Origin of the sequence: Aeromicrobium piscarium, from assembly GCF_007421815.1 — a bacterium.
Lineage (GTDB): Bacteria > Actinomycetota > Actinomycetes > Propionibacteriales > Nocardioidaceae > Aeromicrobium > Aeromicrobium piscarium.
In genome coordinates this window covers 162,163-187,432 of the sequence record NZ_VLNT01000003.1, presented here as the reverse complement: position 1 = coordinate 187,432, position 25,270 = coordinate 162,163, and the positions used below count along the sequence as shown (strand labels likewise).

General features: G+C 68.5%; 17 protein-coding genes. 11 read left to right on the top strand and 6 right to left on the bottom strand.

Going from position 1 to position 25,270, the window contains the following annotated elements; translation table 11 throughout:
- Positions 1–11: 11 nt before the first annotated feature.
- Positions 12–818, top strand: a complete 807-nt coding sequence (locus FNM00_RS05845) for a TrmH family RNA methyltransferase (protein WP_143912354.1) — start codon at positions 12–14, stop codon at positions 816–818.
- Between the two features lie 129 nt (positions 819–947).
- On the opposite strand, the gene def is transcribed toward FNM00_RS05845, so the two are convergent.
- Positions 948–1,541, bottom strand: a complete 594-nt coding sequence (gene def / locus FNM00_RS05840; protein WP_143912352.1) for a peptide deformylase — start codon at positions 1,539–1,541, stop codon at positions 948–950.
- Between the two features lie 155 nt (positions 1,542–1,696).
- Here def and FNM00_RS05835 point away from each other — a divergent pair, with 155 nt between their 5' ends.
- From FNM00_RS05835 to FNM00_RS05825, 3 genes are all read left to right on the top strand, one after another.
- Complete coding sequence (locus FNM00_RS05835) at positions 1,697–3,004, top strand: acyl-CoA dehydrogenase family protein (RefSeq protein ID WP_246065083.1); 1,308 nt, start codon at positions 1,697–1,699, stop codon at positions 3,002–3,004.
- Between the two features lie 13 nt (positions 3,005–3,017).
- Positions 3,018–4,226 (top strand): acyl-CoA dehydrogenase family protein, encoded by a 1,209-nt coding sequence (locus tag FNM00_RS05830; RefSeq protein WP_143912350.1) that lies wholly within the window; start codon positions 3,018–3,020, stop codon positions 4,224–4,226.
- An 81-nt stretch (positions 4,227–4,307) separates the two neighbouring features.
- Entirely contained in the window at positions 4,308–5,636 is a 1,329-nt protein-coding gene (locus FNM00_RS05825) for a hypothetical protein (protein ID WP_143912349.1), read from the top strand.
- A gap of 19 nt (positions 5,637–5,655) precedes the next feature.
- Here the strand turns inward: FNM00_RS05825 and FNM00_RS05820 are convergent, their stop codons facing one another.
- Positions 5,656–6,678: a zinc-dependent alcohol dehydrogenase family protein gene (locus FNM00_RS05820; protein ID WP_143912347.1), complete on the bottom strand. Its 1,023-nt coding sequence runs from the start codon at positions 6,676–6,678 to the stop codon at positions 5,656–5,658.
- A 19-nt stretch (positions 6,679–6,697) separates the two neighbouring features.
- Here FNM00_RS05820 and FNM00_RS05815 point away from each other — a divergent pair, with 19 nt between their 5' ends.
- On the top strand, positions 6,698–7,060 hold the full coding sequence (locus FNM00_RS05815; RefSeq protein ID WP_143912345.1) for an FKBP-type peptidyl-prolyl cis-trans isomerase: 363 nt from the start codon (positions 6,698–6,700) through the stop codon (positions 7,058–7,060).
- 166 nt (positions 7,061–7,226) lie between these two features.
- Here FNM00_RS05815 and hrpA read toward each other — a convergent pair whose 3' ends face one another.
- Together hrpA and FNM00_RS05805 are read right to left on the bottom strand one after the other, a co-directional pair.
- Positions 7,227–10,862, bottom strand: coding sequence for an ATP-dependent RNA helicase HrpA (hrpA, locus tag FNM00_RS05810; protein ID WP_143912343.1), 3,636 nt, complete (start codon positions 10,860–10,862; stop codon positions 7,227–7,229).
- A gap of 4 nt (positions 10,863–10,866) precedes the next feature.
- Positions 10,867–11,655, bottom strand: coding sequence for a CPBP family intramembrane glutamic endopeptidase (locus FNM00_RS05805; RefSeq protein WP_246065082.1), 789 nt, complete (start codon positions 11,653–11,655; stop codon positions 10,867–10,869).
- 69 nt (positions 11,656–11,724) lie between these two features.
- On the opposite strand from FNM00_RS05805, the gene FNM00_RS05800 reads away from it, so the two are divergent.
- Entirely contained in the window at positions 11,725–12,987 is a 1,263-nt protein-coding gene (locus FNM00_RS05800; protein WP_143912341.1) for a DUF445 domain-containing protein, read from the top strand.
- A 94-nt stretch (positions 12,988–13,081) separates the two neighbouring features.
- Here the strand turns inward: FNM00_RS05800 and FNM00_RS05795 are convergent, their stop codons facing one another.
- Positions 13,082–14,707, bottom strand: coding sequence for a phospho-sugar mutase (locus tag FNM00_RS05795; RefSeq protein ID WP_143912339.1), 1,626 nt, complete (start codon positions 14,705–14,707; stop codon positions 13,082–13,084).
- 156 nt (positions 14,708–14,863) lie between these two features.
- Complete coding sequence (locus tag FNM00_RS05790; RefSeq protein ID WP_374190837.1) at positions 14,864–15,673, bottom strand: purine-nucleoside phosphorylase; 810 nt, start codon at positions 15,671–15,673, stop codon at positions 14,864–14,866.
- Positions 15,674–15,778: 105 nt separating this feature from the next.
- Between FNM00_RS05790 and FNM00_RS05785 the strand changes: the two genes are divergently transcribed.
- From FNM00_RS05785 to FNM00_RS05765, 5 genes are all read left to right on the top strand, one after another.
- Positions 15,779–16,960, top strand: coding sequence for a heme/hemin ABC transporter substrate-binding protein (locus tag FNM00_RS05785; RefSeq protein WP_246065081.1), 1,182 nt, complete (start codon positions 15,779–15,781; stop codon positions 16,958–16,960).
- Complete coding sequence (locus FNM00_RS05780) at positions 16,957–17,979, top strand: FecCD family ABC transporter permease (RefSeq protein ID WP_143912336.1); 1,023 nt, start codon at positions 16,957–16,959, stop codon at positions 17,977–17,979. The genes FNM00_RS05785 and FNM00_RS05780 overlap by 4 nt, the downstream gene beginning before the upstream one ends.
- The gene (locus FNM00_RS05775; protein ID WP_143912334.1) at positions 17,979–18,746 is read left to right on the top strand and encodes a heme ABC transporter ATP-binding protein; all 768 of its coding nucleotides are present in this window, start codon (positions 17,979–17,981) and stop codon (positions 18,744–18,746) included. Before FNM00_RS05780 ends, FNM00_RS05775 begins: the two co-directional genes overlap by 1 nt.
- 88 nt (positions 18,747–18,834) lie before the next feature.
- Positions 18,835–20,205 carry an NAD(P)H-quinone dehydrogenase gene (locus FNM00_RS05770; protein WP_246065080.1) on the top strand — a complete coding sequence of 457 codons (1,371 nt, stop codon included), beginning with the start codon at positions 18,835–18,837 and terminating at the stop codon, positions 20,203–20,205.
- A 124-nt stretch (positions 20,206–20,329) separates the two neighbouring features.
- Positions 20,330–25,219, top strand: a complete 4,890-nt coding sequence (locus FNM00_RS05765; protein ID WP_185973000.1) for a fibronectin type III domain-containing protein — start codon at positions 20,330–20,332, stop codon at positions 25,217–25,219.
- Positions 25,220–25,270 lie beyond the last annotated feature (51 nt).

Below are 25,270 nucleotides of genomic sequence, written 5' to 3'. Positions count from 1 at the left end.
AGCCTAGATCGGTGGCCGAGTTGTTTCAGATCGCCGGCGCGGGAGATCCGCGCCTGCGCGACTACACGGACCTGCGTGACGTGAGCTTGCGCAAGCTCCTCGAGACCGAGCGCGGTCTCTACATCGCCGAGGGAGAGAAGGTCGTGCGGCGGGCCGTCGAGGCGGGTCACCGCCCGCGGTCCCTCCTGCTGGCCCCGCGATGGATGGAGTCGCTGGCCGATGTGCTGGAGGCGACCGATGCGCCCTGCTACGTCCTCGATGAGAAGACGATCGAGCAGGTGACCGGATTCCATGTGCATCGCGGCGCGCTGGCGGCGATGGAACGACCCGAGCCGCTGTCACCTGAGACCGTGTTGGCCTCCGCCCGGCGCGTTCTCGTGGCCGAGGATCTGGTCGATCACACCAATATCGGCGCCGTCATGCGCAATGTCGCGGCCCTCGGCTTCGACGCTGTGCTGTTGTCACCGCGCTGCGCCGATCCGCTGTACCGGCGATCGGTCAAGGTCGCCATGGGGGCGGTCTTCTCCCTGCCCTATGCGCGGATCGAGGACTGGTACGCCGCTCCTGATCTGCTGCGCGAGCACGGCTTCACCAGTTACGCGATGTCGCTCGCCGCGGACTCGGTGCCATTGGATGCCATCGAGATCGCGCCGGGGGAGAGAGTGGCCGTCATCGTCGGCTCCGAGGGCCCGGGCCTGACCGAGCACTGGCAGCAGGCCGCCGATCACCGCGTCACGATCCCGATGGCCGCCGGTATCGACTCGCTGAACGTAGCCGCCTCTACTGCCATCGCCTGCTGGCACTTCCGCCCCCGCTGACCGTCCCGGTCCGACTTTTGCCCGGTTGTGGCCCGTTCTACCGGTAAGTAACGGGCCACAACCGGACAAAACTCGGACATGAGGCGATGGTCGTATCGAGGGCTGAGATGGCGACCATTCAGGCCCAGGTCAGTCTTCGCGCATGGGGGAGACGGGCCAGTCGTCCGGGTAGTCGTCGGCCAGGCTGTTGTGCTGCTTGTAGAGCTTCTTGCGCGCCCGGTCGGGAACGCGATCGCCGAAGACCGTGCCGAAGAGGTGATCGGTCTCGTGCTGGAGGCAGCGAGCGAGCAGACCCGTGCCGGTGAACTCGACCGGTTCGCCATGGTGGTCGACGCCGCGCACCGTGGCGAGGTCCGGCCGAGCGCACTCGGCGAATGCTCCCGGGAGTGACAGGCAGCCTTCGTCGGCGGCGTCCAGCTGGCGATCCTTGCCCTCGGGCAGGGTGAGCACCGGATTGCAGACGACGCCGGTGACCCGCTGATGGTCGGCATCGGGGCAGTCGAAGACGAATACCTTGAGATCGACGCCGACCTGATTGGCCGCCAGACCCACGCCTTCCGCGGCATACATCGTGGCCGCCATGTCCGCCACCAAGGTCGCGAGCTCGTCATCGAACTCGGTGACATCGCGCAGTTCGTGGTGCATCACCGGGGTGCCCCAGCGGGTGATGGGGAGGACCTTGCCGCCCTCGGGAAGGGGGCGGGACTGCTCGGCACTGCTCACGAAAGGACTCCTGACGACGGATGATCGTCACCACACTATCGACCTCATTCGCGGCACCTGCTTGGCAGTGCTCCCACTTTCAGATACTCTCGGTATGTGAAACTGCAAACCGCAGTTACTCGTATCGCCATCCGATCTCGAACAGGAGCACCGTAGTGGCTCGCACCGATCCCATGGGCGTCGGCCTCAAGGTCCTGAACCGGCTCGCGCAGTCGTCCGTCATCGACCGCTTCGGCCTGCGTGACGCGACCCAGAAAGTCGTCTATCACGGAGCCAGGAACGGCTTCAAAGCAGCCGGCACGGCACAGCGCACCTTCACGAAGGTCCGCTCGGGAGGGCAGGGCGCACGACCCTCCACCTCGGCTCCTACCGGTGTCTTCGACCTCACCCCGACCGATGACCAGCAGATGATGGTCGAGGTCGTCGAGGAGTTCGCACGCGAGGTCCTGCGTCCCGGGGCCGAGAGCGCCGAGGCAGTGAACGACACGCCCAAGGAGATCCTCGGTCAGACGAGCGATTTCGGACTGTCGCTCATCAACATCCCCGAGGATCTCGGCGGACTCTCCCAGGAGCGTTCGGCGGTCACGGGGGTGCTCGTGGCCGAGGCCCTCGCGTCCGGCGACATGGGCCAAGCCGTGGCGTGTCTCGCCCCCTCGGCCGTCGCCACCGCCATCGCCCTCTGGGGCACCGAAGGCCAGCAGCAGACCTATCTCTCCGCCTTCGCCGGCGACGATGTCCCTGCCGCCGCGCTCGCCGTCGCCGAGCCGCGTGTGCTCTTCGACCCCTTCACGCTGCAGACCACCGCTCGCCGCTCCGGCGCCGGCTACACCCTCTCGGGTCTCAAGTCCGGTGTCGTGCGGGGGAGCGAGGCGGAGCTCTTCGTCGTCGCCGCGGAGGTCGAGGGTCGCGGCCCGTCGATGATCCTCGTCGAGGCGAGCGCCGCGGGCGTGCAGGTGGCCGAGGACCCGAGCATGGGTCTGCGGGCAGCCGGACTCTCTCGCCTCGCGCTCGATGATGTCCAGGTCGCTGAGGACGCCGTCCTCGGCTCCGTCGAGGACTACCGCGAGATGGTGCGGCTCTCACGCCTCGCCTGGGCCGGTCTCGCCCTCGGAACCGCACGGACCACCCTCGACTACGTCAAGGACTACGTCACCACGCGGGAGGCCTTCGGCGAGCCCGTCGCCTACCGTCAGAGCGTGGCCTTCACGGTCGCCGACATGGCGATCGAGCTGGAGGGTATGCGGCTGGTGACACTGCGCGCCGCCTCTCGTGTCGATCAAGGGCTCGATGCCGCCAGGGAGATCGCCCTGGCCCGCAAGTTGACGGCGGAGTACGGCATGAAGATCGGCACCGACGGAGTGCAGATGCTCGGCGGTCACGGCTTCGTCAAGGAACACCCGGTGGAGCGGTGGTATCGCGATCTGCGCGCCATCGGCGTGATGGAAGGAGCGGTCCTCGTCTGAGGGCGACACGATCATGATCAATCTGGAGACTCCCAAGAAGTACCGCGGCTTCGTCAAGCAGGTCAACGAGGTCGCCACCAACTTCCTCCGTGCCAACTCACGCACCTACGATCTCGCCGAGCACTCCTACCCCAAGGAGCTCGATCTCCTCGCCTCGCTCGTCGACGGCATGAACGAGTCCGGGCAGAGCAAGGGCGCCGGGGCCGCGGGTGTGCGGGTCAAGGACGACGACAAGGGCGGGGTCAAGAACGGCACCAACATGTCCTCGGTGCTCTCGGTCATCGAGATGTGCTGGGGAGATGTCGGCCTGCTGCTGTCGATGCCGCGTCAGGGTCTCGGCAACTCGGCCATCGCCTCGGTCGCCAACGACGAGCAGCTCGAGCGGTTCAAGGACACCTGGGCCGCGATGGCGATCACCGAGCCGAGCTTCGGCTCCGACTCGGCGGCGATCAAGACCACGGCGGTCAAGGACGGGGACGAGTACATCCTCAACGGCGAGAAGATCTTCGTCACCTCCGGTGAGCGTGCCGACTCGGTCGTCGTCTGGGCGACCCTCGACAAGAGCAAGGGACGCGCGGCGATCAAGTCCTTCGTCGTGCCCAAGTCGCTGCCTGGCATCCGGGTCGAACGGCTGGAGCACAAGCTCGGCATCCGGGCCTCGGACACCGCGGTCATCGTGCTGGAGGACTGCCGGGTCCCGGCCGCCAACCTGCTCGGTGATCCCGAGATCGACACCTCCAAGGGCTTCGCCGGCGCGATGGCCACGTTCGACAACACCCGTCCGCTGGTCGCCGGCATGGCGGTCGGATGCGCCCGGGCGGCCCTCGAGCTGACACGTGACCTGTTCACGGATGCCGGGATCGAGATCGACTACGACCGTCCCGCCCAGTCGCAGTCGGCCGCGGCCGCGACCTTCCTGCAGATGGAGGCCGACTGGGAGGCCGCACACCTGCTGACGCTCAGCGCCGCGTGGATGGCCGACAACCGCAAGCCGAACTCGCTGGAGGCCTCGATGGCCAAGGCGAAGGCCGGCCGGGTGGGAAACCAGATCACCTTGCGCTGCGTGGAGCTGGCCAGCACTCTCGGCTACAGCGAGGTCGAGTTCCTGGAGAAGTGGTCGCGGGATTCGAAGATCCTCGACATCTTCGAGGGCACGCAACAGATCCAGCAGTTGATCGTCGCCCGCCGTGTGCTGGGGCTGACGAGCTCGCAGCTCAAATAGCGGACGGGACACGAGAGGCCCACGCTCCTTGGAGAGAATCGCTGGTACCCGCGACCACGATCCTCTCCAAGGAGCTTCCGCATGACCGTCTTCGACAACGGGCTCTCGGCCATCCGCCTGACCGATCACGAGCGCACCGCGATCCGTGAGCTCTCCGAATTCGGTCTGTACGAGGCACTGCTCGGACGTCGGTCGCGTCGGTTCCCCGTCGGCGGCAGCATCCCGGGCGGACCGCTGGCGTTCACCAGCCGTAAGGAGAGCCGCCCGCTCACCGATGTGCAGCGTGCCCTCGTGCTGGCCACCGTCACCGGGCAGACCGGCTGGCACTTCGGCATCACCCGCCATCCCGACTACGCGCCACAGTTCCCCAACTACAACGGCTCGGCGATCGGGCGCGTCATCCCCTCGGCGGCGGGCTTCCACACCACCGACTTCTTCTTCACCGACGACTCGGGCACCTACTTCCTGTCCACCCGCGACGACGTGCTCGACACCGCGTGGCAGAGCGGCTCGCTGGACGACCAGGACGACGTGGAGGCTGCGCTGAACGCGGTGATCGCCCGTGCCGTGAAGCTCAGCGATGACCGGCTCTATTTGCCTCGGCAGCAGCCCTATCTCGAGGGCCACAACATCTGGATCGCGAACTGGCCGGGCTCGCTGCTGGTCATCCCGGTCGCCGATCTGGCCCAGCAGACGCTCCTCAACATCGCCTTCTTCAACCAGAACGGCTACGCGATCTACGACGACGTCAACGACCGTCCGATCCCCGGCATCGATACGTTCGCGCACCGGCTGCACAATTTCGACGAGCCGCAGCCGTTGAGCTTCATCGAGCAGTACTCACTGGCCGAGGCCAGTGCCGAGTTGATGACCGCCAGCTACGCCGGCCACCTCGCCCTTGGCGGCATCGGCCTCGGCGGGTGGAGCTTCGACGGCATCGACCGGATCTCGATGCTCGGCGCCTCCGGCAACCCCGACGTGCCCGGCCTCGGCTTCCGGTACGACGAGGATCCGCGGTGGTCGATGCCCAATCCGACCGGTCGTGAGGGGATCTTCGAGACCTCCACGATCGCCCACCATGGGTCCGCGCGTGCGGTCGTCGAGGCGCTGGTCGAGCGCAAGTTCGGTGCGGGCGGCCCCTACCACCCGCCCACTCCCGGCCGGTGGCGCGACAACCCGGGCGTCCGGGGCTCGGCAGCGCCCTTCGACGAGGAGTTCGTCGAGCTGCTGACGCTGCAGTTGCAGTACATCGACGACACCTTCGGCAAGTTCCCCGGCACCGTGCCGTCGGTCTGGATCATGAACTACCTGCAGGCCCAGCACCTGGACACCGACTTCTACGACACGCTCTTCACCCCGGGCGCCTACCTGCCGACGCACGCGCGTGAGCAGGAGCGCTGGCAGAGCTGAGCGCAGTGCGGCCGGGCGGTCAGGGAGTGAGCAGCACCTTGGTCGCCTGGCGCTCGTCCATCGCTCGGTAGCCGTCGGCGACCTCGTCGAGATCGAGCATGAGATCGAAGACCCTGCCGGGCTCGATGACACTGTCGAGGACATCGGGCAGCAGCTCGTCGAGATAGCGGCGCACTGGTGCGACACCGCCCGCGAGCCCGATATTGCGGTAGAAGTTGCCGCGCGGGTCGAAGGCCGCATCGTGGGGGAGACCCACATAGCCGACCATGCCACCCGGACGCGTAGACATGAACGCCTGCTTGAGGCTGTCGCCGGTGCCGACGCATTCGAGAACGGCATCGGCGCCGATCCCGCCCGTGATCTCGCGGACCTCGGCCGCGCCCTCCTTGCCGCGGGTCTCGACGATCGCGTCGGCGCCGAAGACCCGGGCGATCTCCTGGCGTTCCGCGTGCCGCGACATGGCGACCACGGTGGACGCGCCCAGCCGCTTGGCGGCGAGGATCGCGCTCAGCCCCACGGCCCCGTCGCCCACGACCGCCACGGTGCTCCCGGACCGCACGCCGGCGCTGACGGCGGCGTGATGGCCCGTGGGGAAGACATCGGACAGGGTCAGCAGATGCGGCACGAGCGCCTCGTCGGGCTCACCGCCGGGGACGCGCACCAGGGTGCCGTCGGCCTGCGGCACGCGCACGAGTTCGCACTGGCATCCCTCGTAGCCGCCGCCGTTGACGCAGGAGGTGTGAACACCGCGCTCACAGAGCGCGCAGGTGTTGTCGCTGTAGAGGAACGGGGCGATGACGAAGTCGCCCGGCTGCACCGAGCCGACCGCTCTGCCGACCTGCTCGACGACGCCCACGAACTCGTGCCCGATCCGGCGCGGCTCGGACTGGTCGCCGTCCAGGCCGCGGTACGGCCAGAGATCGCTGCCGCAGATGCAGGAGGCGACCACCCGCACGACGGCATCGGAGTCGGTCGTCAGCTGCGGATCGGGGACCGTCTGGAGCTCGATGGAGCCCGGGGATGTGAGGATCGTCGCGCGCATACGTGCAAGGATGGCAGGTATGACCTCCAAGCCTGAAGTCGACTTCATCGAAGGACCCCCGCCCACCGAGCTCCAGGTCGCCGACCTGATCGAGGGCGACGGCCCCGAGGCGGTGCCCGGTGGCGTCGTCGACGTCCACTACGTGGGTGTCGACTTCGAGACCGGCGAGCAGTTCGATGCCTCGTGGGATCGCGGCCAGTCGGCGCGCTTCCCGCTTCCTCAGCTCATCGCTGCCTGGCAGCAGGGCATCCCCGGCATGAAGGTCGGCGGACGTCGCCAGATCATCGCGCCGCCGGAGCTCGCCTACGGCCCGGCAGGCGGCGGCCACCGTCTCTCGGGCCGAACGCTCGTCTTCATCATCGACCTGCTTGGCGTCGGCTGAGCGAGTATCTCCAGCATGGGCGGTAGCCCATCAACCTCGCCTGATCGCAGGCGGTAGCTCAGCAACCTCATCGAGGCTCGATAAGGTTGCTGAGCTACCGCCGCCTGGGGCGTGAGGTTGATGGCCTACCGCCACTGACGCCTGGTATCGGTCGATGCCGGGTGGTTCAGCGCGCGGGCGTGGGCCGGGTGACCACGGCCAGGTGATCTTGCAGAGCGTCGAGGCGCTTGGTGACGCGCTTGACCGAGACCGGGATCGCCGCGCGCAGATCCTGGGCGAGCAGGCTCACGCGCAGCTCCTCCAGCGCCCAGCGCACCTCCTGTACCGCGGTCCCACGCCGGAGCCACAGCGGAAGGTCGCCGGTGAGCGCGTGGAAGCGCGCCTCCAGCTCCTGGGCGGCCGCGAGGTCCTGGGTCAGCGGCGCCCGCAGCCGCCGGCGGGCGGCCTCCAGATACACCCGCAACCGTGGCAGGCGATCCGCACCCATCTCGCGGACGAAGCCGGGGTAGACGAGCCAGGACAGCTGGATCTTGACGTCCTCGCCCGGCTCGTCGGCTCCCGGCGCGATCTCGCCGAGCACCCGCAGCGCCTCGACCACACCCTGCACCGTCCGCTCGGCGAGCGGATAGACGTCCGCCCGCACGGCCTCGGTGAGAGAGGCGAAGGCGCCCTCATCGTGGACGGGCCCGCCCTGCCGTACCACCAGGGCGTCGAGGGCCGCCATCCGGGCGTCCTCGATGAGAACACCCGGATCGCGATAGGGAGCCGTGGACAGCAGCAGCTTGTCCGCGAGGTTCAACGAACGCGCCAGTTGCGCGACGGGTGAGGGCGTCGCCAGCGCGATCAGCCGCGACTGCGCCCACACCATCGCCGAGTGCTGTTCGTCCACCGATGACAGCACGCGCAGAGAGACGCTGTCACCGTCGTCGACCAGCGCGGGATATCCGGTGATCTGCCCGGCCTCGACGGTCCGATCGAGCGTCCCGATCTCCCAGCTCGTCAGCCCCGTGCGCTCCTCCTGCTCGGCCACGGCGTTCAGATCGCTGCGCAGGCGCGGCTCGAGCTGACGACGCAATGCCGCGAGATCCTTGCCACTCGCGATCTCCTCGCCGTCGTCGACGATCCGGTAGGTGACACGAAGGTGGTCGGGGACGGCGGAGGGAGCGAAGTCCTCGGGCCGCACGGTGAGGCCCGAGGAGCTGCTCAACCGGCGTGCCAGCTCCTCGACGATATCGGGCGCTTCGAGGTCGAGCTCCGGCACGATCCGGTCGGCGTACTGTCCGGCCGGGGCGAAGTTCCTGCGCTGGGTCTTCGGCAGCGTACGGATGAGCTCGGTGACGAGCTCATGCCGGTGGCCGGGCACGTGCCAGCCGAAGGCGCGTTCGTCGACCCCCAGCAGTTCCTCGACCGGGATGGTGACGACGAGGCCGTCGGCACTGGACTGCGGGTCGAAGACGTACTCGACATCGTAGTCGCTGCTCTGGGTCGTCCACGTCGTCGGAAACTGCTCGTCGATGTCAGCGCCGAGCTCGTCGGTGCGCAACATGGCCGGGTCGAAGGTCAGCAGATCGGGCTCGTGTCGCCTCGTCTTCTTCCACCAGCTGTCGAAGTGCCGCGCCGAGACGATCTCCTGGGGGAGTCGCTCGTCGTAGAAGTCGAACAGCGTCTGATCGTCGACACGCAGGTCCCGGCGGCGCAGCCTGTCCTCGAGCTCGCCGACATCGTCGAGGAGGGCGCGGTTCTCGTGGAAGAACCGGTGATCGGTGCGCCAATCGCCTTCCACGAGCGCATGGCGGATGAAGAGCTCCCGCGCCAGCACCGGGTCCACACGCGAGAGCTGCACCGGTCGGTCCACGACCACCGGGATCCCGTACAGCGTGGCCCGCTCCTTGGCCATCGCCGTGCCCCGTCGCGACGACCAGTACGGCTCGGCGTACTGGCGTTTGAGCAGGTGCCCAGCTGCCTTCTCGACCCAGCCCGGGTCCACCCGCGCGACGGTTCTGGCCCACAGCCGCGAGGTCTCGACCAGCTCACCGGCCATGATCCATCGAGGAGGCTTCTTGGCGAGGCCCGAGCCGGGGAAGACCATGACGCGAGCGCCGCGGGCACCGAGGAACTCCCGACCGTCGGGCTCTCTGAGCGCGACGTGACTGAGGAGCCCGGTGAGGAGCGCCTGATGAATCGCGTCGGCGTCGTCGCTCAGGTCGCGCTTCGGCTTCATGCCGAGATCGCGGACCGTGCGACGCAGCTGAGCGTGCACGTCCTGCCACTCGCGGACGCGGAGATAGTGGATGAACTCGTCGTGACACATCCGCCGGAACCTGCTGTGCGACAACGCGTCGCGCTGCTCGCGCAGATAGCGCCACAGGCTCAGATAGGACAGGAAGTCCGAGTCCGGCTGATGGAAGCGCCGATGCTTCTCGTCGGCGGCCTGCTGGCGTTCCAAGGGGCGCTCGCGCGGATCTTGGATGGACATGGCGGCCACGATCACCAGGACATCCGCCAGGCATCCGAGACGATCCGCCGCGAGCAGCATCCGGCCCAGCCGTGGATCGACCGGGAGACCCGACATGGTGCGGCCGAGCTTCGTCAGCCTGCGGCCATCGAGCGCGCCGAGCTCGGCGAGCAGGTTCAGACCGTCGTTGACCGCGCGGCGGTCCGGTGGATCGAGGAAGGGGAAGTCGTCGATATCGCCGAGCTTGAGCGATGCCATCTGCAACAGCACCGAGGCGAGGTTGGTCCGCAGGATCTCCGGATCGGTGAACTCCGGGCGCCCCTCGAAGTCCTCCTCGGCGTAGAGACGAATGCAGATGCCGTCCGCGACGCGACCGCAGCGGCCGGCCCGCTGGGCGGCACTGGCCCGCGAGATCGGCTCGATCGGCAGACGCTGGACCTTGAGCCGGTTGCTGTACCGGCTGATACGGGCCAGCCCGGAGTCGATCACATACCGGATGCCCGGAACGGTCAGCGAGGTCTCCGCCACATTGGTGGACAGCACGATCCGCCGGCCGGGATGCGAGGCGAAGATCTTCTGCTGGTCCTGAGCGGCGAGGCGGCCGTAGAGCGGGAGGATCTCCGTGCGGGGGTACTTCTTCCCGCTCAGATACTCGGCGGTGTCGCGGATCTCGCGTTCCCCGGACAGGAAGACGAGGATGTCGCCATCGCGCGGCAGCTCGCGGACCGCCTGGTCGATGGCCTCGGCGAGATCGGAGGCATCCGACTCGGCCACGGGGCGATAGCGCACCTCGACCGGGTAGGTGCGGCCGGAGACCTCGATCACGGGAGCGTCGTCGAACATCTCCGAGAACCGCCCGACGTCGATCGTGGCCGAGGTGATGATGACCTGGAGATCGGGCCGCCGGGGGAGGAGACGCTTGAGGTAGCCGAGCAGAAAGTCGATCGCGAGGGACCGCTCATGGGCCTCGTCGATGATGACGGTGTCGTACTGACGCAGCTCCGGATCGCCCTGGAGCTCGGCGAGCAGCAGTCCATCGGTCATCAACTTGATCGCGGTCGCGTCGCTGGTCTGGTCGTCGAAGCGCACCGCATAGCCGATCTCGTTGCCGAGCTCGACCTCGCATTCGTCGGCGATCCGGCGAGCGACCGAGCGCGCGGCGATCCGCCGCGGCTGGGTATGGGCGATGTGGCGACGACCGAGCTCGTAGGCGATCTTCGGGAGCTGGGTCGTCTTGCCCGAGCCGGTCTCGCCGGCGATGACGACGACCTGGTGTTGGGCGAGTAACTCGGCGATCTCGTCGTGTCGTTCGGCGATCGGGAGGGCAGTATCGAAGGTGAGTCTCATGAGTTCAGCGCAGTCCGAGGGTCTCCGCGAGGAACGCGTAGCCGACGAATGCCACGACATCGAGGATCGTGTGGGCGATGACGAGCGGCATGACGCGACCGGTCCGGTAGAACCAGTAGCCGAAGACCACTCCCATGATCGCATTGCCGACGCCCTGGCCGAAGCCCTGGTAGAGGTGATACGTGCCGCGCAGGAGCGCGCTCACCGCGATGGCGGCGGGGGCACCCCAGCGCAGTTGCCGCAGTCGCGTCATGAGGTAGCCGACCACCACGACTTCCTCGAGCAGGGCATTCTGCACCGCCGCGACGATCAGCACGACCGGCGTCCACCAGTAGGCGTCGGTCGGACTCAGCACGATATCGGCGGTCAGGCCGAAGGCACGGCCGAGGGCGTACAGGCCGAGCCCGGGCAGGCCGATGACCGCCGCGAGCCCGGCGCCCCAGGCGAGATCGCGGAGCGGACGTGAGCCGTCCAGGCCCAGTCGCTTCAGCACGCCGGGACGCTCGCCGTCGAGGTTCAGCAGGTAGAGGGCGAGCGCGACCGGGACCAGGGCGAAGAAGATCGAGAGCAGTTGCAGTGTCAGATCGAGCCACTGCAGATCGGCTCGGGAGGGGTTCAGGGTCGCGGTCGAGCCACCCACGCCCCCTTCGGCGAGCTTGCGCAGCAGGCTGACCACCGCATACACCGCCGACTGGCCGAGGGAGAGCCCCAGAACGATCCAGACCTCGGCGCGGAGCCCGCCTCGGGCGACTGCCGCCATGGGAGTACGCGGCGATCGGGGACGACGGGGCACGAGCAGAAGTCTAGTGGGCTTCCACGACCTCGGGAGGCCGTGCGGACGGCGGGCGCCTACAGTGCCCGCATGACGAGCATCGCGTTGTCGCCCGACGTGGCCGGAGCCGATCACGAGCGCCGTCGACGGTTGCGTCGCATGCGGATCGTCGCGACCTCCTTCCTCTTCGCTGCCGCTGTCGTCTTCGTGCTGACATTGGACGGCCGGGGCTGGGTGGGCTACGTCCACGCGGCCTCCGAGGCCGCGATGGTGGGAGCCATCGCGGACTGGTTCGCGGTCACGGCGCTGTTCAAGCGGCCTCTCGGCCTGCCGATCCCGCACACCGCGCTCATCCCGCGCAAGAAGGAACAGCTCGGAGCGAGTCTGCAGGAGTTCGTCAGCGAGAACTTCATGCAGCCGCAGATCGTCAAGGAGCGGATCGAGGAGGCACAGGTGGCGCGCCGGGCGGGGGAGTGGCTGGCCGCCCCGCGTCACGCCGAGCGGATCGTGGCCGAGGGCGCGCAGATCGGGGCGGACGTCCTGGAGGCCATCTCGCCGGCTGATGTCGAGGCGGTCTGGAACGAGGTCGTGGTGCCGAGACTGGTCGACGAGCGCATCAGCCCGGCGGTCGGACAACTGCTCGGCGAGATCGTGGACGACGGCGCCCACACGGGCTTGGTGGATCTCATGCTGGACGAGCTGTCCGGCTGGATCGACCGGCATCCCGAACGGATCACCGGCCTCGTCACCGAACGGGCTCCCGGATGGGCTCCGGAGTGGGCGAACCGCTTGGTGGCAGAACGGATCCTCCGCGAGGTCACGACCTGGCTCGCCGATATCCGGGACGATCAGGAGCACTCGGCGCGGCGAGCCCTCGATCACTGGCTGACCGATCTAGCGGACGACCTGCAGCACGATGACGAGACCATGGAGGCGGCGGAACGTCTCAAGGCACGGCTGCTGTCCCAGCCGAAGGCGGTCGCGACGGCCACGCGGCTGTGGGAGGCCTTCCGCCAGACGGCAGTCACGGCTCTGCGCGATGATGACGGTCTGCTGCGTCGCCGGATCACCTCCGAGGTCATCGCCTTCGCCAAGCGACTCCAGCATGACCCCGCACTGGCCGCTCGGGTCGACCGCGCCGTGAGCGATGCTGCCGGGCACCTGGTCGAGCGGTACGGTCCCGAGGTCGCGACGATCATCTCGGCGACCGTGGACCGCTGGGACGGCAAGGAGACGGCGCGACGGGTGGAGTTGCTGGCCGGCCGGGACCTGCAGTTCATCCGGATCAACGGCACCGTCGTCGGTGGCCTGGTCGGACTGGTGCTCCACGCCCTGGTCTCCCTGCTCGGCTGACGCGCGCAGCTCGCCAGGCCGCCGAGTGGTGCAATCTTGTCCACTCGCGGGGTCCCCGGCGGGAGGGGGAGAAGCTCCGCGGGTGGGTGTGGGGTCAGCTGAGCAGCTCGGTGACACCGGCGCGCAGACGGTCCAGCTCCTCGGTCGCCCGGCGCTCGGCAGCCGCCAGATCATCGTCGACCGGGATCACGACCTCCAGATAGCACTTGATCTTCGGCTCGGTGCCGGACGGGCGCACGATCACCCGGGCATCCTCGCCGAGCTGTAGGCGGATGCCATCGGTAGGCGGCAAACCGGCATATCCTGCGGCCAGATCGTCGACTCGCGTGACCGCGCGTCCGCCCAGTTCGGTCGGCGGCGACGTGCGCAGCCGCTGCATCGTCTCACCGATCACCGACAGATCCTCGACGCGCAGAGCCACCTGCCCGGTCGCGTGCCATCCGTGCTCGGCGTAGATCTCCTGCAGACGATCCAGCAGGCTCACTCCACGGTGCTTCGACCGCGCGGCGAGCTCGAGGACGGCGAGGGCGGCGGTGATGCCGTCCTTGTCGCGGGCGATCGCGGGTGCCACGCAATAGCCGAGTGCCTCCTCGTACCCGAAGGCGAGACCGTCGACCTTGCCGATCCACTTGAATCCCGTCAACGTCTGCCGCCAGGGCTGCCCGTACGCCGCCGCCTGGCGGCCGAGCAGATCGGAGGAGACGATCGATGAGGCGTAGGTGCCCTCGATACCCGAGGACAGCAGGTGATCGGCCAGCAGCGCACCCAACTGATCGCCGGTGAGCATCCGGAAGTCGCCCTCGACGGGCACCGCCACCGCGCACCGGTCGGCATCCGGGTCGTTGGCGATCACCAGGTCGGCACCGATCTCACGGGCCTGGGCGAGCGCGAGATCCATGGCACCGGGTTCCTCGGGATTGGGGAATGCCACGGTCGGGAAGCGCGGATCCGGCTCAGCCTGATCGGCGACCACATGCAACGGGGCGAATCCGGCGCGGCGCGCCGCCTCGCTCATGATGTCGAGCCCCACGCCATGCAGAGGGGTGTAGACGACGTCCAGCGGGGCAGTCGGCGGAAGCTCGCCCACGAGACCGACGGCCGCGTCCAGGTACGCCTCGATCACGTCCTCGCCGATCAGCCGGTAGTCATCGCCCCGTGGCAACGTGTCGATCGGGCCCACCCGAAAGATCGCGTCGGCGATCTCGGTATCCGCCGGAGGCACGATCTGGCTGGAGTCACCGAGGTAGACCTTGTAGCCGTTGTCGCGCGGGGGATTGTGCGAGGCCGTGACCATCACCCCGGCAGTGCACCCGAGATGCCGGATAGCGAAGGCGAGGACGGGTGTCGGCGTGGGTGCGCTGAAGAGAACCGCCGCGATGCCCGCTCCGCTGAGGATCTCGGCGGTGTCGCGTGCGAAATGGTCCGATTTCTCGCGCGCGTCGTAGCCGATCACCACCGCCGGACGCTCGTGGCGGGACCGCAGATAGTCGGCGAGGCCGCGAGCGGCCTGCGCGACCACGACGCGGTTCATCCGCGTGGGGCCGGCCCCGAGCTCGCCGCGCAGGCCGGCCGTGCCGAAGGTCAGCCTGCCCGAGAAGCGGCGCGCGAGCACGGTGTGATCGCGACGGTCCACCAGCCGCTGGAGCTCTGCACGGGTCTCGTCGTCCGGGTCCTGGGCGATCCACGCGCGAGCCAGGTCGATGGCCTCTGGCCCGGTCATGCCTGCTCCTGCCCAGAAGAGCGCATGGTAGGCAGGAGCCGGCCTGACGTGCTCATGGTTCCCTCGCTTCGCTCGCTCATGCCAGCTCCTGCCCAGAAGAGCGCATGGTAGGCGGGAGCCGGCCTGACGTGCTCATGGTTCGTTCGCTTCGTTCGCTCATGAGCGGCGAGGCACGCGAGGGAGGACATCGGCGAGGAGCGTGCCCATGCGCGCCGCGGAGGCGCGGCCGGCCTCCAGCACCTCCTCGTGGTTGAGCGGCTCGCCGCTGATACCCGCAGCGAGATTGGTCACCAGACTGATGCCGAGCACGTCCATCCCCGCCTCACGTGCGGCGATCGCCTCGAGGACGGTGGACATGCCGACCAGATCGCCGCCGATCGCCCGGACCATCGCGATCTCGGCAGGGGTCTCGTAGTGAGGACCGGGGAACTGCACGTAGACGCCTTCGTCGATGCTCGGATCGACCTCCCGCACCAACTCGCGCAGCTGCGGCGAGTAGAGATCGGTCAAGTCGATGAACGTGGCACCGACGATGGGCGAGGTCGCGGTGAGATTGATGTGGTCGCGGATGAGGACGGGAGTTCCGGGGGTCCACGAAGGGTCGAGCCCGCCGCAACCATTGGTCAACACGATGGTCTCCACGCCAGCGGCAGCAGCCGTACGGACCGCGTGGACCACGGCCTCCACGCCGCGGCCCTCGTAGAAATGGGTCCGGCCGAGGAAGACGAGAGCATGGGTGTCACCGACCGGAACCGACCGAATGGTGCCCCCATGACCGGCGACCGCGGGAGCGGTGAAGTGCGGGAGCTCGGCGGCGGGAAGTTCCACGCTCGGCTCGCCGAGGGCGTCGGCCGCGGGGAGCCAGCCCGAGCCCATCACCAGTGCCACGCTGTGCTTGACGCCGCCGGTGCGTTCGCGCAGGGCTTCGGCGGCGTCTCGGGCTCGATCGTAGGCGGTCACGAGCACACCCTACGCGAAACCACGTGCCGATTCCGTGGGGTTCGGGTCGCGTGAGGACGGACGATTCCGTTGTGCTTTACTGAGCCTAGCCTAACCATAGGACGCTGGGTCGTGGCGTCTTCCGGTCCCGAGGAGTCGTTGTCTGTGTTCGCCGCATCGTCGCAGCCGGCCGGCCTGAGGCCTCAAGGGCCCGCGCGGTCCGTCCTGACAGCCCTACTCGCCGGCGTCCTGCTCGTGTTGAGCGCCTGCCAGGGCGGTGGGGCGAGCGACGAGACCAGCAATGCCGGCACCGGCGTCGATCTGGCGCCGCTGTCCTCGCTCACTCCACAGGACCCCTTCGGGATCGAAGGCCCGTCCACGGCCGCGCTGTCCGACCGCTCGGTGGAGCCGATCACCGAGAAGGCCGAACCTCAGCTGCCGGTGACCGTCACCTCGGAGCTCACCACGGGGGAGAGCGAGGTGACGGTCGACGACACCTCGCGGATCGTCGCCTTCGACATCTCCGGTTCGCTGTCCTCGACCATCTGGGGTCTCGGGATGGGCGACCGGCTCGTCGGCCGGGACCAAGCCGCCTCCTTCCCGGGGATCGACGATGTCGAGGTGGTCACGAGCGGCGGCCACGCGATCAACGTCGAGTCGGTGCTGGCGCTGCGTCCCACAGTGGTGCTGACCGACGGCTCCATCGGCCCGCGCGATGTGGTCGAGCAGATCGCGGATGCCGGCGTCCCTCTCGTCGTCATCCCGCGGGCGGCCTCGTTCGAGGGCGCCGCGCAGCAGGCGCGGGATGTCGGAGCGGCGCTCGGACTCGCGGACGAGGGCGAGCTGCTCGCCGAGCGCATCCTCTCGGAGATCGAGGAGGTGTCGGCGACGATCGACGACCATCTCGTGCCCGCCGAGGGCGAGCGCCTGCGTATGGCGTTCCTCTACCTGCGCGGCGGCTCGGGTGTCTACTACCTCTTCGGACCCGGATCGGGAGCCGACGACCTGGTCCAGCGACTCGGCGGCGTCGATGTCGGCACCGACCAAGGGTGGCGGGAGTACACGCCGTTGACGGATGAGGCGATCGTCGCGGCCGACCCCGACCTGCTGCTGGTGATGACGAAGGGCCTCGAGTCTGCCGGTGGCGTCGACGGGCTGCTGTCGAGCAAGCCCGCGCTCGCGCTCACCACGGCAGGGCAGAAGCGGCGCATCGTGGACATGGCCGACACCGATGTGCTCTCCTTCGGCCCCCGTTCCGCCGGGGTCCTCGATGCCCTGGCTCGCGCCGTGTACGCGCCCGGCGAGGACTCGTGAAGCGGGTCCTCGTCGTCGCCGGTCTCGTCGCCGCGCTGATCATCGGTGTCGTGGTGTCCGCCGCGATCGGGCAGCTGCCGGTGGACGTCACCGATGTGCTGGGCGCGGCGCTGAAGTCCGTCGGCATCTCCACATCCTGGTATCCCAGCGACGACATCATCGCCCAGACGCTGACGCAGATCCGCTTCCCGCGCCTCGCCCTCGGGATCGTGGTGGGCGCGTGTCTGGCTGTCGGCGGCGTCATCATGCAGGCGATCTTCGGGAACCCCCTCGCCGAGCCCGGTGTCGTGGGCGTGTCCTCCGGAGCCGCGCTCGGCGCCGCCGCCGTCATCGCCGCGGGTGTCACCGCGGCCGGCGCGACCGCGGCCGCGGCCTTCGTCGCGGGCTTCCTGGCCACGCTGCTGGTCTACCTGACGGCCCGGGCCGAAGGCCGGACCGAGGTCGTCACGCTGCTGCTGACCGGTATCGCCGTGAATGCCTTCGCCGGTGCCGGGATCGCGTTGACCATGTTCCTCGGCAACACGTCCGCTCGTGAGCAGATCGTGTTCTGGCAGCTCGGCTCGCTGAACGGCGCCCGCTGGCACGAGGTCGCCTTCGTGACCATCGTGGCCGTCCCCTCGATCGCCGTCTCCTTCGCCTTGGCGCGTCGCTACGATCTGCTGAGCCTCGGCGAGCGCAGTGCCGCGCATCTCGGCGTGCGGGTGGAGCTCCTGCGCATCGGTTCCATCGGCATCGTGGCACTCGTGACAGCGGCGGCGGTCTCCTTCGCGGGGATCATCGCCTTCGTCGGTCTGGTCGTACCGCATGCGATGCGGATGCTGCTCGGCCCCGCGCATCGCACCCTGATCGTGGCGAGCGTGATCGCCGGCGCGGCGCTGATCGTCTGGTGCGATCTCGTGGCCCGCACGCTGGTGCCCGGAGCCGACCTGCCGCTCGGCATGCTCACCGCGCTCATCGGCGGCCCCTTCTTCTTCGTGCTGATCCGCCAGACGCGGGCGCGGTCCGGAGGGTGGGGCTGATGGCGACCACCTATCGCCTCGACCGGGTCACCGTCCGGCGCGGCGGCCGCGCCGTCCTGGACGAGGTCAGCCTGGAGATCGACGAGGGGACGCTGCTGGCGATCGTCGGCCCGAACGGTGCCGGCAAGTCGACGCTGCTCGGCGTCCTGGCAGGCGATATCGAGGCCGAGGGCACGGCCCTGCTGCACGATCGAGCGGTGTCCGCGTGGCCGGCGGCCGAGCTCGCCCGTGAACGGGCGGTGCTGCTCCAGAAGAACGCCGTGAGCTTCGCCTTCACGGTCGACGACGTCGTGGCGATGGGTCGTGCGCCGTGGCCCGCGGAGCCGGAGCGTGACCGTGAGGCGGTCGATCACGCCATCGCACGCGCTGACATCGCCCATCTGCGGGGCCGCTCAGCGCAGGCCCTCTCCGGTGGAGAGCAGGCCAGGGTGGCCCTCGCGCGCGTGTTCGCGCAACAGACCCCCGTCATCCTGCTCGACGAGCCCACCGCGGCGCTGGATCTTCGCCACCAGGAGGATGTCCTGGCCCATGCGGCCGACGACGCGCGGCAGGGCAGGACGGTGGTCGTGGTGCTGCACGACCTGTCGCTCGCGGCTGCTTACGCCGATCGTGTCGCCCTGCTGGACGGTGGCTCCCTCGTCGCGCACGGCGCACCGGAGCAGGTCCTGGAGGCGGGGCGGATCGCCGAGGTCTACGGGGTGGCGGTGGACGTCATCGACGGTCCGGATGGCCGTCCGCTCGTCGTACCCCGGCGTCGACGAGGCTGACCGCCGATCGACGCTGGCATGCCGATCCCGCGGGCACGGAGGCCGGGCGATTGGCTCGTGAGCCGTGCTCTGCGAGAGAATGGCTCACGTGACTCATGTGGCGATCATCGGAGGCGGACCCGGCGGCTACGAGGCAGCGCTGGTAGCGCGCAGATCAGGGGCCGATGTCACACTCATCGACCGCGATGGCCTCGGCGGATCGACCGTCCTCACCGACTGCGTACCCAGCAAGACGCTCATCGCCACCTCCGATCTGCTGACCGAGGTCGGCACGTCGGCCGAGCTGGGTGTCGAGATTCCCTCGACGCCGCGCGCCGACCTGGCATCGGTGAACGCCCGTGTACTGCGTCTGGCGCAGGCGCAGTCCCGCGACATCGAGGATCGGCTGCGCTCGGCCGGGGTCGAGATCGTCAAGGGCACGGGACGCATCGACGCCCCGGGGACCGTGGTCGCCGCGACCGACGAGGGAGAGCGCGTCGTCGCCGCGGACAGCATCCTGTTGGCCACAGGCGCCCACCCCCGAGTGAGTCCCGACGCCCAACCCGACGGAGAGCGCATCCTGACCTGGGAGCAGGTCTACGGCCTGGACGAGATCCCCGAGCATCTGATCGTCGTCGGCTCGGGCGTCACCGGAGCCGAGTTCGCGAGTGCCTACAACGGCCTCGGTGCGCAGGTCACCTTGGTCTCCAGCCGGGACCGGGTGCTTCCCGGCGAGGACCCCGACGCCGCGAATCTGATCGAGAATGTCTTCACCCGTCGCGGTATGACCGTGATGGGCAACTCCCGGATGGCCTCGGTGAACCGCGATGGCGAGCGAGTCGTCGTGACCCTCACCGATGGCCGGACCGTGGAGGGCTCGCACTGCCTGCTGGCGCTCGGATCCATCCCGAATACGGCTGACCTCGGCCTGGACGCGGTGGGCGTGGAGACCGATGACGGCGGATTCATCGCGGTCGACAAGGTCTCGCGCACCTCCGTTCCGGGCATCTACGCCGCGGGCGACTGCACCGGCGTATTGATGCTGGCCTCGGTTGCAGCCCAGCAGGGGCGGATCGCGATGGCTCATCTGCTGGGCGACGCGGTGAATCCGTTGTCACGTCTGAAGGTGTCCAGCAACATCTTCACCTCGCCGGAGATCGCGACCGTCGGTCTCTCGCAGCGGCAGATCGAGGAACGGGGCCTGGTCGTCGACGCGACGATCCTGCCGCTCGCGTCCAATCCGCGCGCCAAGATGCAGGGCGTCCACGACGGTTTCGTCAAGCTGTTCGCGCGGCAGGGCATCGGCACCCTCGTCGGCGGGGTCGTGGTCGGGCCGCGAGCCAGTGAGCTGATCCACCCGGTTTCGGTGGCGGTATCGGCCCAGCTGACCGCCGATCACATCGCGGAAGCCTTCACGGTCTACCCGTCGATGTCAGGCTCTGTCGCGGAGGCCGCGCGCCGTTTGCACCGCCTCGTGTGAATTACACCGATGTGCTTTCGCAGGTGACCGCCCACCGCTGGCGTTTGCCCGGAATCTCAGGTGATAATCCTCTTTGACAACACGATTCACTTTCGTCACACACGCCCCAGGAATGGACTTCCCCATGCATTCTCGGTTGCTGTCGCTGCGCTCCGCTGCCGCCCTTCTCATCAGCCTGCTGCTGGTGCTCGTCGCGTTCGAGCCCGCGGCGGCCGAGCCGACGCCTGCCGGTACGCCCGCGGCCACGGTGGGTACGGAGCCCGCGGAGGCAGAAGAGTCTCCCGAACCCGTTGAGGAGCAGCCACCCGCGGAGTCTCCAGAACCGCCGGCGGAAGAAGCTCCCTCCGCCCCGGTCGAGGACGCTCCTCCGGCCGAAGCGCCGATCCTCGGTGCGCTCAAGGCCGAACGAGTCGACGACGGAGCTCTCTCGGACCTGGTCACTGTGGAGAACGTGGAGGTCCCCGAGGACACGCTCCGCGCCTTGTCAGCTACCGATGATTCGATCCTTGAGAAGGTGGATCTCAGCCCGTTCCACATGGCAGCCGTCAGTTGGGACCAGGATGTCGAGGCCACCGGTGTCTCGATTGTGATGAGCGTGCGGGTCGCGGGCGAGTGGACCGAGTGGGAGGACCTGCCGCTCGCGGACGGTGAAGGTTCGCCCTCGGCCAGCGATCCGCTGTGGACCTCGGAGCCCGCCGACGGTGTGCGGGCGCGCGTGACCTCGGATCAGGGCGCGCTTCCCGACCTGAAGATCACCACCGTGGACCCGGGGCCCGAGGACGTCGCGACACCCGAAGGCGGTGAGGCAGGCGAGCTCACGGGCTTCGCGTCTGTGGCACAGCCGGCGATCATCTCCCGCAGCGGCTGGGGTGCGGGTCCCGGGCAGAGCTGTGATGCCACCCGGGGCTCGATGCGTAGCGTGGTCATCCACCACACCGCGGGTGCCAACTCCTACTCGAAGGCCCAGTCCGCGGGCATCGTCCGCAGCTACCAGACGATGCACATCGTCACCAACGGCTGGTGCGATATCGGCTACAACTTCCTCGTCGACAAGTACGGCCAGATCTTCGAGGGTCGCGCGGGCAGCATCGCCGGGCACCGGCGAGGCGCCCACGCGGGTGTCGGCGCGGTGAACGACAACAGCACCGGCATCGCGATGATGGGCAACTTCGAGACCGCGAATATCTGGAACGGCGAGTGGAACACGCTGCGGAGCACTGTCAGCCGGCTCACCGCCTGGCGCCTGCAGCGCTTCGGTCTCAAGCCGCTGACCCAGGTCACCCTGGCGGGCCGAACGAACTTCACCGTAAACGGCCACCGCAACTGGATGGCTACCGCCTGCCCGGGGCGCTACGGATTGGACTGGCTCAACGCCGGCAACGGCTTACGCGCCGATGTCGACAAGCTGATGCACAGCGGGGGAGGGGGGACACCCGCCCTGGCGGCTCCCGGCGGTTTCCAGGTCAGCAGTGCCTCCAGCAGCGCATTGAACCTTCGGTGGAACGCCGTCTCCGGTGCGCAGCGCTATCGCATCTGGTATCGCGAAGGGACCAACGGTACTCCGAAACAGTGGACCGCCCAGCCCACCGGTACCTCGGCATCGATCACGGGACTACGCGCGAACACGACGTACTCGGTCGCTGTCGCCGGGGTGCGCAGCAGCGGAGCAGCAGGCACCTACACCGCCTACACAGCCTTCCGCACAGGGCCCACGACACCTCAGGGAATCACCGCGACGGCTGAAGGACCGTCGTTGCGGGTGAGCTGGAAGGCCACAGCCGGAGCCCAGCGGTACCGGGTCTGGTACCGCGAGGGAGCGAACGGCACTCCGAAGCAGTGGACGACGCAGCCGTCCGGCACATCGACCACTATCACCGGTCTGAAGCGAGGCACAGAGTATCGGGTTGCAGTGGCGGCTCTCGGCGCGAACAACGGCCAGAGCGCCTACACCGCCTACACACCGTTCCGCACCGGCCCGGCGGCACCCGGTGGACTCGCCGTCAAGCCGAGCAACACCTCGGTGGACGTCTCGTGGCGCGCTGTGAGCGGCGCCCAGCGGTACCGGGTCTGGTACCGCGAGGGAGCGAACGGCACCCCGAAGCAGTGGACGACAGAGCCCACCTCCACGTCCGTGAAGATCACGGGCCTGAAGGCCGCCTCACCCTACTCGGTCGCTGTCACAGCCGTCACCGCCGCCGGTCGCGGAGACTACACCGATTACACACCCTTCGCGACCCTCACCGTGTCAGGCAAGCCGGCGCCGGAGACGCCGATCAACCTCCGCGCGACGAAGCGCGAGGCCACGGCACTGACGGTGACGTGGGACGCGGCTCGCGGCGCACAGCGGTACAGGGTCTGGTACCGCGAGGGAGCGAACGGCACTCCGAAGCAGTGGACGACGCAGCCCACGAAACCCGGCGTCACCCTGACGAAGCTCAAGCCCGGCACAGAGTACCGCGTGGCTGTCTCGACCCTCGGTGCCGACGGCACGCAGAGCGACTACACCGAGTACAAACCGTACGGAACGCTCCCAGGCATGCCGGCCCAGTTGAAGGCCAGCTCGGCCTCCGACGCACTGACGGTCTCCTGGGCGGCCACGCCCGGCGCGCAGCGTTACCGGGTCTGGTACCGCGAGGGAGCGAACGGCACTCCGAAGCAGCTACCGACAGAGCCCACTGGGACCTCGGCCACGTTGACCGGCCTGGCGTCCGATACGGAGTATCGAGTCGCGGTCTCGGCCATCAGCGGGGGAGGTCAGCAGAGCGCGTACACGGCGTACACGCCGTTTCGCACAGCGCCCGGAGTCCCGCAGAACCTCACCGCCTCGGCCACGCCGACATCGTTGAAGGTCAGCTGGAAGGCGGTCAAGGGAGCAGCACGATACCGGGTCTGGTACCGCGAGGGAGCGAACGGCACCCCGCGGCAGGCCCCGCAGGAACCGCCAGGAACCTCGATCACCCTGTCTGGGCTCAAGCCAGGGGTCGACTATCAGGTGGCGGTGTCGTCGTTGTCGTCGGCGAATCGTCAGAGCGCTTACACCGCCTACACTAGCTTCTATACAGGGGTCGCGACGCCGACGAAGCTCAGCGCGACGCCCGGCGGTGATCGGCTACAGCTTTCCTGGTCTGACGTGCCGGGTGCGCAGCGCTACCGGATCTGGTATCGCGAGGGGGCCAACGGCTCGCCTAAGCAATGGCCCACCGAGCCCACCGCGGCCAACGCCGCTGTGGATGGCCTGAAGCCGGAGGCGACTTACTACGTCGCTGTCGCAGCGCTCGGCGCTGGGGGTCGGCAGAGCGCGTACACGGCCTACACGCCATTCCGCACGACATCGCTCAGCCGGCTGTCCACGCCACAGTCGCTGCGTCTGGGTGCGCGTTCCGCCTCGAGTATCCGCGTCGATTGGAACGCCGTGGCCGGCGCGCAGCGCTACCGGATCTGGTACCGCGAGGGAGCCAACGGCACTCCACGTCAGCTCCCCACCGAGCCCACGGTCGCGAATGCCACTGTTACGGGCCTCAAGGCCGGCTCGGAGTACCGCTTCGCGGTTGCGGCGCTGGCGCCGGGAGTCGACCAGAGCGACTACACAGTTTACACGCCATTCCGTACGATTCCCGCCGTTCCGAGCGGACTCACTGGGTCGGCGAGCAGCTCGAGCCTGAACGTCAATTGGTCGGCGGTGGCCGGCGCGCAGCGCTACCGGATCTGGTACCGCGAGGGTGCTAACGGCTCGCCCAAGCAATGGCCCAGCGAGCCGACGGGAACCTCAGTGTCGATCACGGGCCTCAAGGCCGGCGTCGAGTATCGGGTCGCGGTGTCTGCACTCGGCCCTGACGGCGGACAGGGCGCTTATACCGCCTACACCGCATTTCGCACTGCCGCCGCGGGCTCGAGCAATTCGGCGACTTTCTCGAACGGCTCGGTGACCATGAAGGGGCACGGCTACGGTCACGGCGTGGGCATGAGCCAGTACGGGGCACAGGGCGGCGCCTTGCAGGGCAACAGCTACCAGCAGATCTTGAGCCACTACTACCCGGGCACCAAGCTCGCGACACGCAGCGCCCGTGTGCGGGTGCAGATCAGCGGAGCGCCCACGGACGCGCTCACCGTGCGCCCGAAGAGCGGGCTGATGGTCCAGAGCGCCGGGGGCGGGCCGAACAAGGTCCTGCCCGCGCGTCCCGATGGACGCCATGTCGATCTGTGGCAGGTGGTGCGCGCCGGGGACTCGTCGCGCAACCAGCTGCGCTACAACACCGGCGGCACGTGGCATAACCACGGTGGGACGTGGCGCGGAGACGTGCAATTCGGTGTCGACGGTGGGACCGTGACGGCCCTCTTCGGTTCCCAGGACCGGACCTTCCGCGGCGTCATCCGATGGTGGACCGGCTCCGGATCGGCTCGTACGACCGTGAACGAGCTGTTCAGCCTCGACGACTACATCCGTGGCGTCGTGCCTCGCGAGATGCCGTCGGGCTGGCATCAGCAAGCGTTGCGCTCCCAGGCGGTCGCCGCGCGCACCTACACCGTTCGCACGATGAACCCGAGCAGCCCGGCCTACGACATCTGCGACACCACCGCGTGCCAGGTCTACGGCGGGTACAACGCGGAGGCCGCGGCAACCAACACCGCGATCGACGCGACGCGAGGTCAGGTGTTGATGTACGGCAACACGCCGGCCTTCACGCAGTACTCCAGCTCGTCGGGTGGGTACACCAATTGGCCGAGCTATCCGAAGGAGCATCCCTACCTCAAGCCGGTGAAGGACGACTGGGACGCCGTTTCCAGCAATCCCAATCACTCGTGGACGACCACCATCAGTGCCGATGCCGTCAAGCGGGCCTACCCGCAGATCGGCACTGCCCGGAGCATCCAGGTCACCGCGCGCAATGGCTACGGATCCATGGGCGGGCGCGTCGACAAGGTCCGCATCACGGGAAGCAGCGGCTCAGTCGAGATCACCGGCAACGGGGCCCGCACGGCCTTCGGACTCAAGTCGAACTGGTTCGGCTTCTAGACCTCGCGAACGACGAAGGGCTGCTCCCAGCAGGGGAGCAGCCCTTCGTCG

What these genes read in the sequence shown, in the direction of transcription:
- FNM00_RS05830 (WP_143912350.1), top strand. Translation starts at nt 3,018, where the DNA reads ATGATCAATCTGGAGACTCCCAAGAAGTACCGCGGCTTCGTCAAGCAG.
- FNM00_RS05825 (WP_143912349.1), top strand. Translation starts at nt 4,308, where the DNA reads ATGACCGTCTTCGACAACGGGCTCTCGGCCATCCGCCTGACCGATCAC.
- FNM00_RS05820 (WP_143912347.1), bottom strand. Translation starts at nt 6,678, where the DNA reads ATGCGCGCGACGATCCTCACATCCCCGGGCTCCATCGAGCTCCAGACG.
- FNM00_RS05815 (WP_143912345.1), top strand. Translation starts at nt 6,698, where the DNA reads ATGACCTCCAAGCCTGAAGTCGACTTCATCGAAGGACCCCCGCCCACC.
- hrpA (WP_143912343.1), bottom strand. Translation starts at nt 10,862, where the DNA reads ATGAGACTCACCTTCGATACTGCCCTCCCGATCGCCGAACGACACGAC.
- FNM00_RS05800 (WP_143912341.1), top strand. Translation starts at nt 11,725, where the DNA reads ATGACGAGCATCGCGTTGTCGCCCGACGTGGCCGGAGCCGATCACGAG.
- FNM00_RS05795 (WP_143912339.1), bottom strand. Translation starts at nt 14,707, where the DNA reads ATGACCGGGCCAGAGGCCATCGACCTGGCTCGCGCGTGGATCGCCCAG.
- FNM00_RS05775 (WP_143912334.1), top strand. Translation starts at nt 17,979, where the DNA reads ATGGCGACCACCTATCGCCTCGACCGGGTCACCGTCCGGCGCGGCGGC.
- FNM00_RS05765 (WP_185973000.1), top strand. Translation starts at nt 20,330, where the DNA reads ATGCATTCTCGGTTGCTGTCGCTGCGCTCCGCTGCCGCCCTTCTCATC.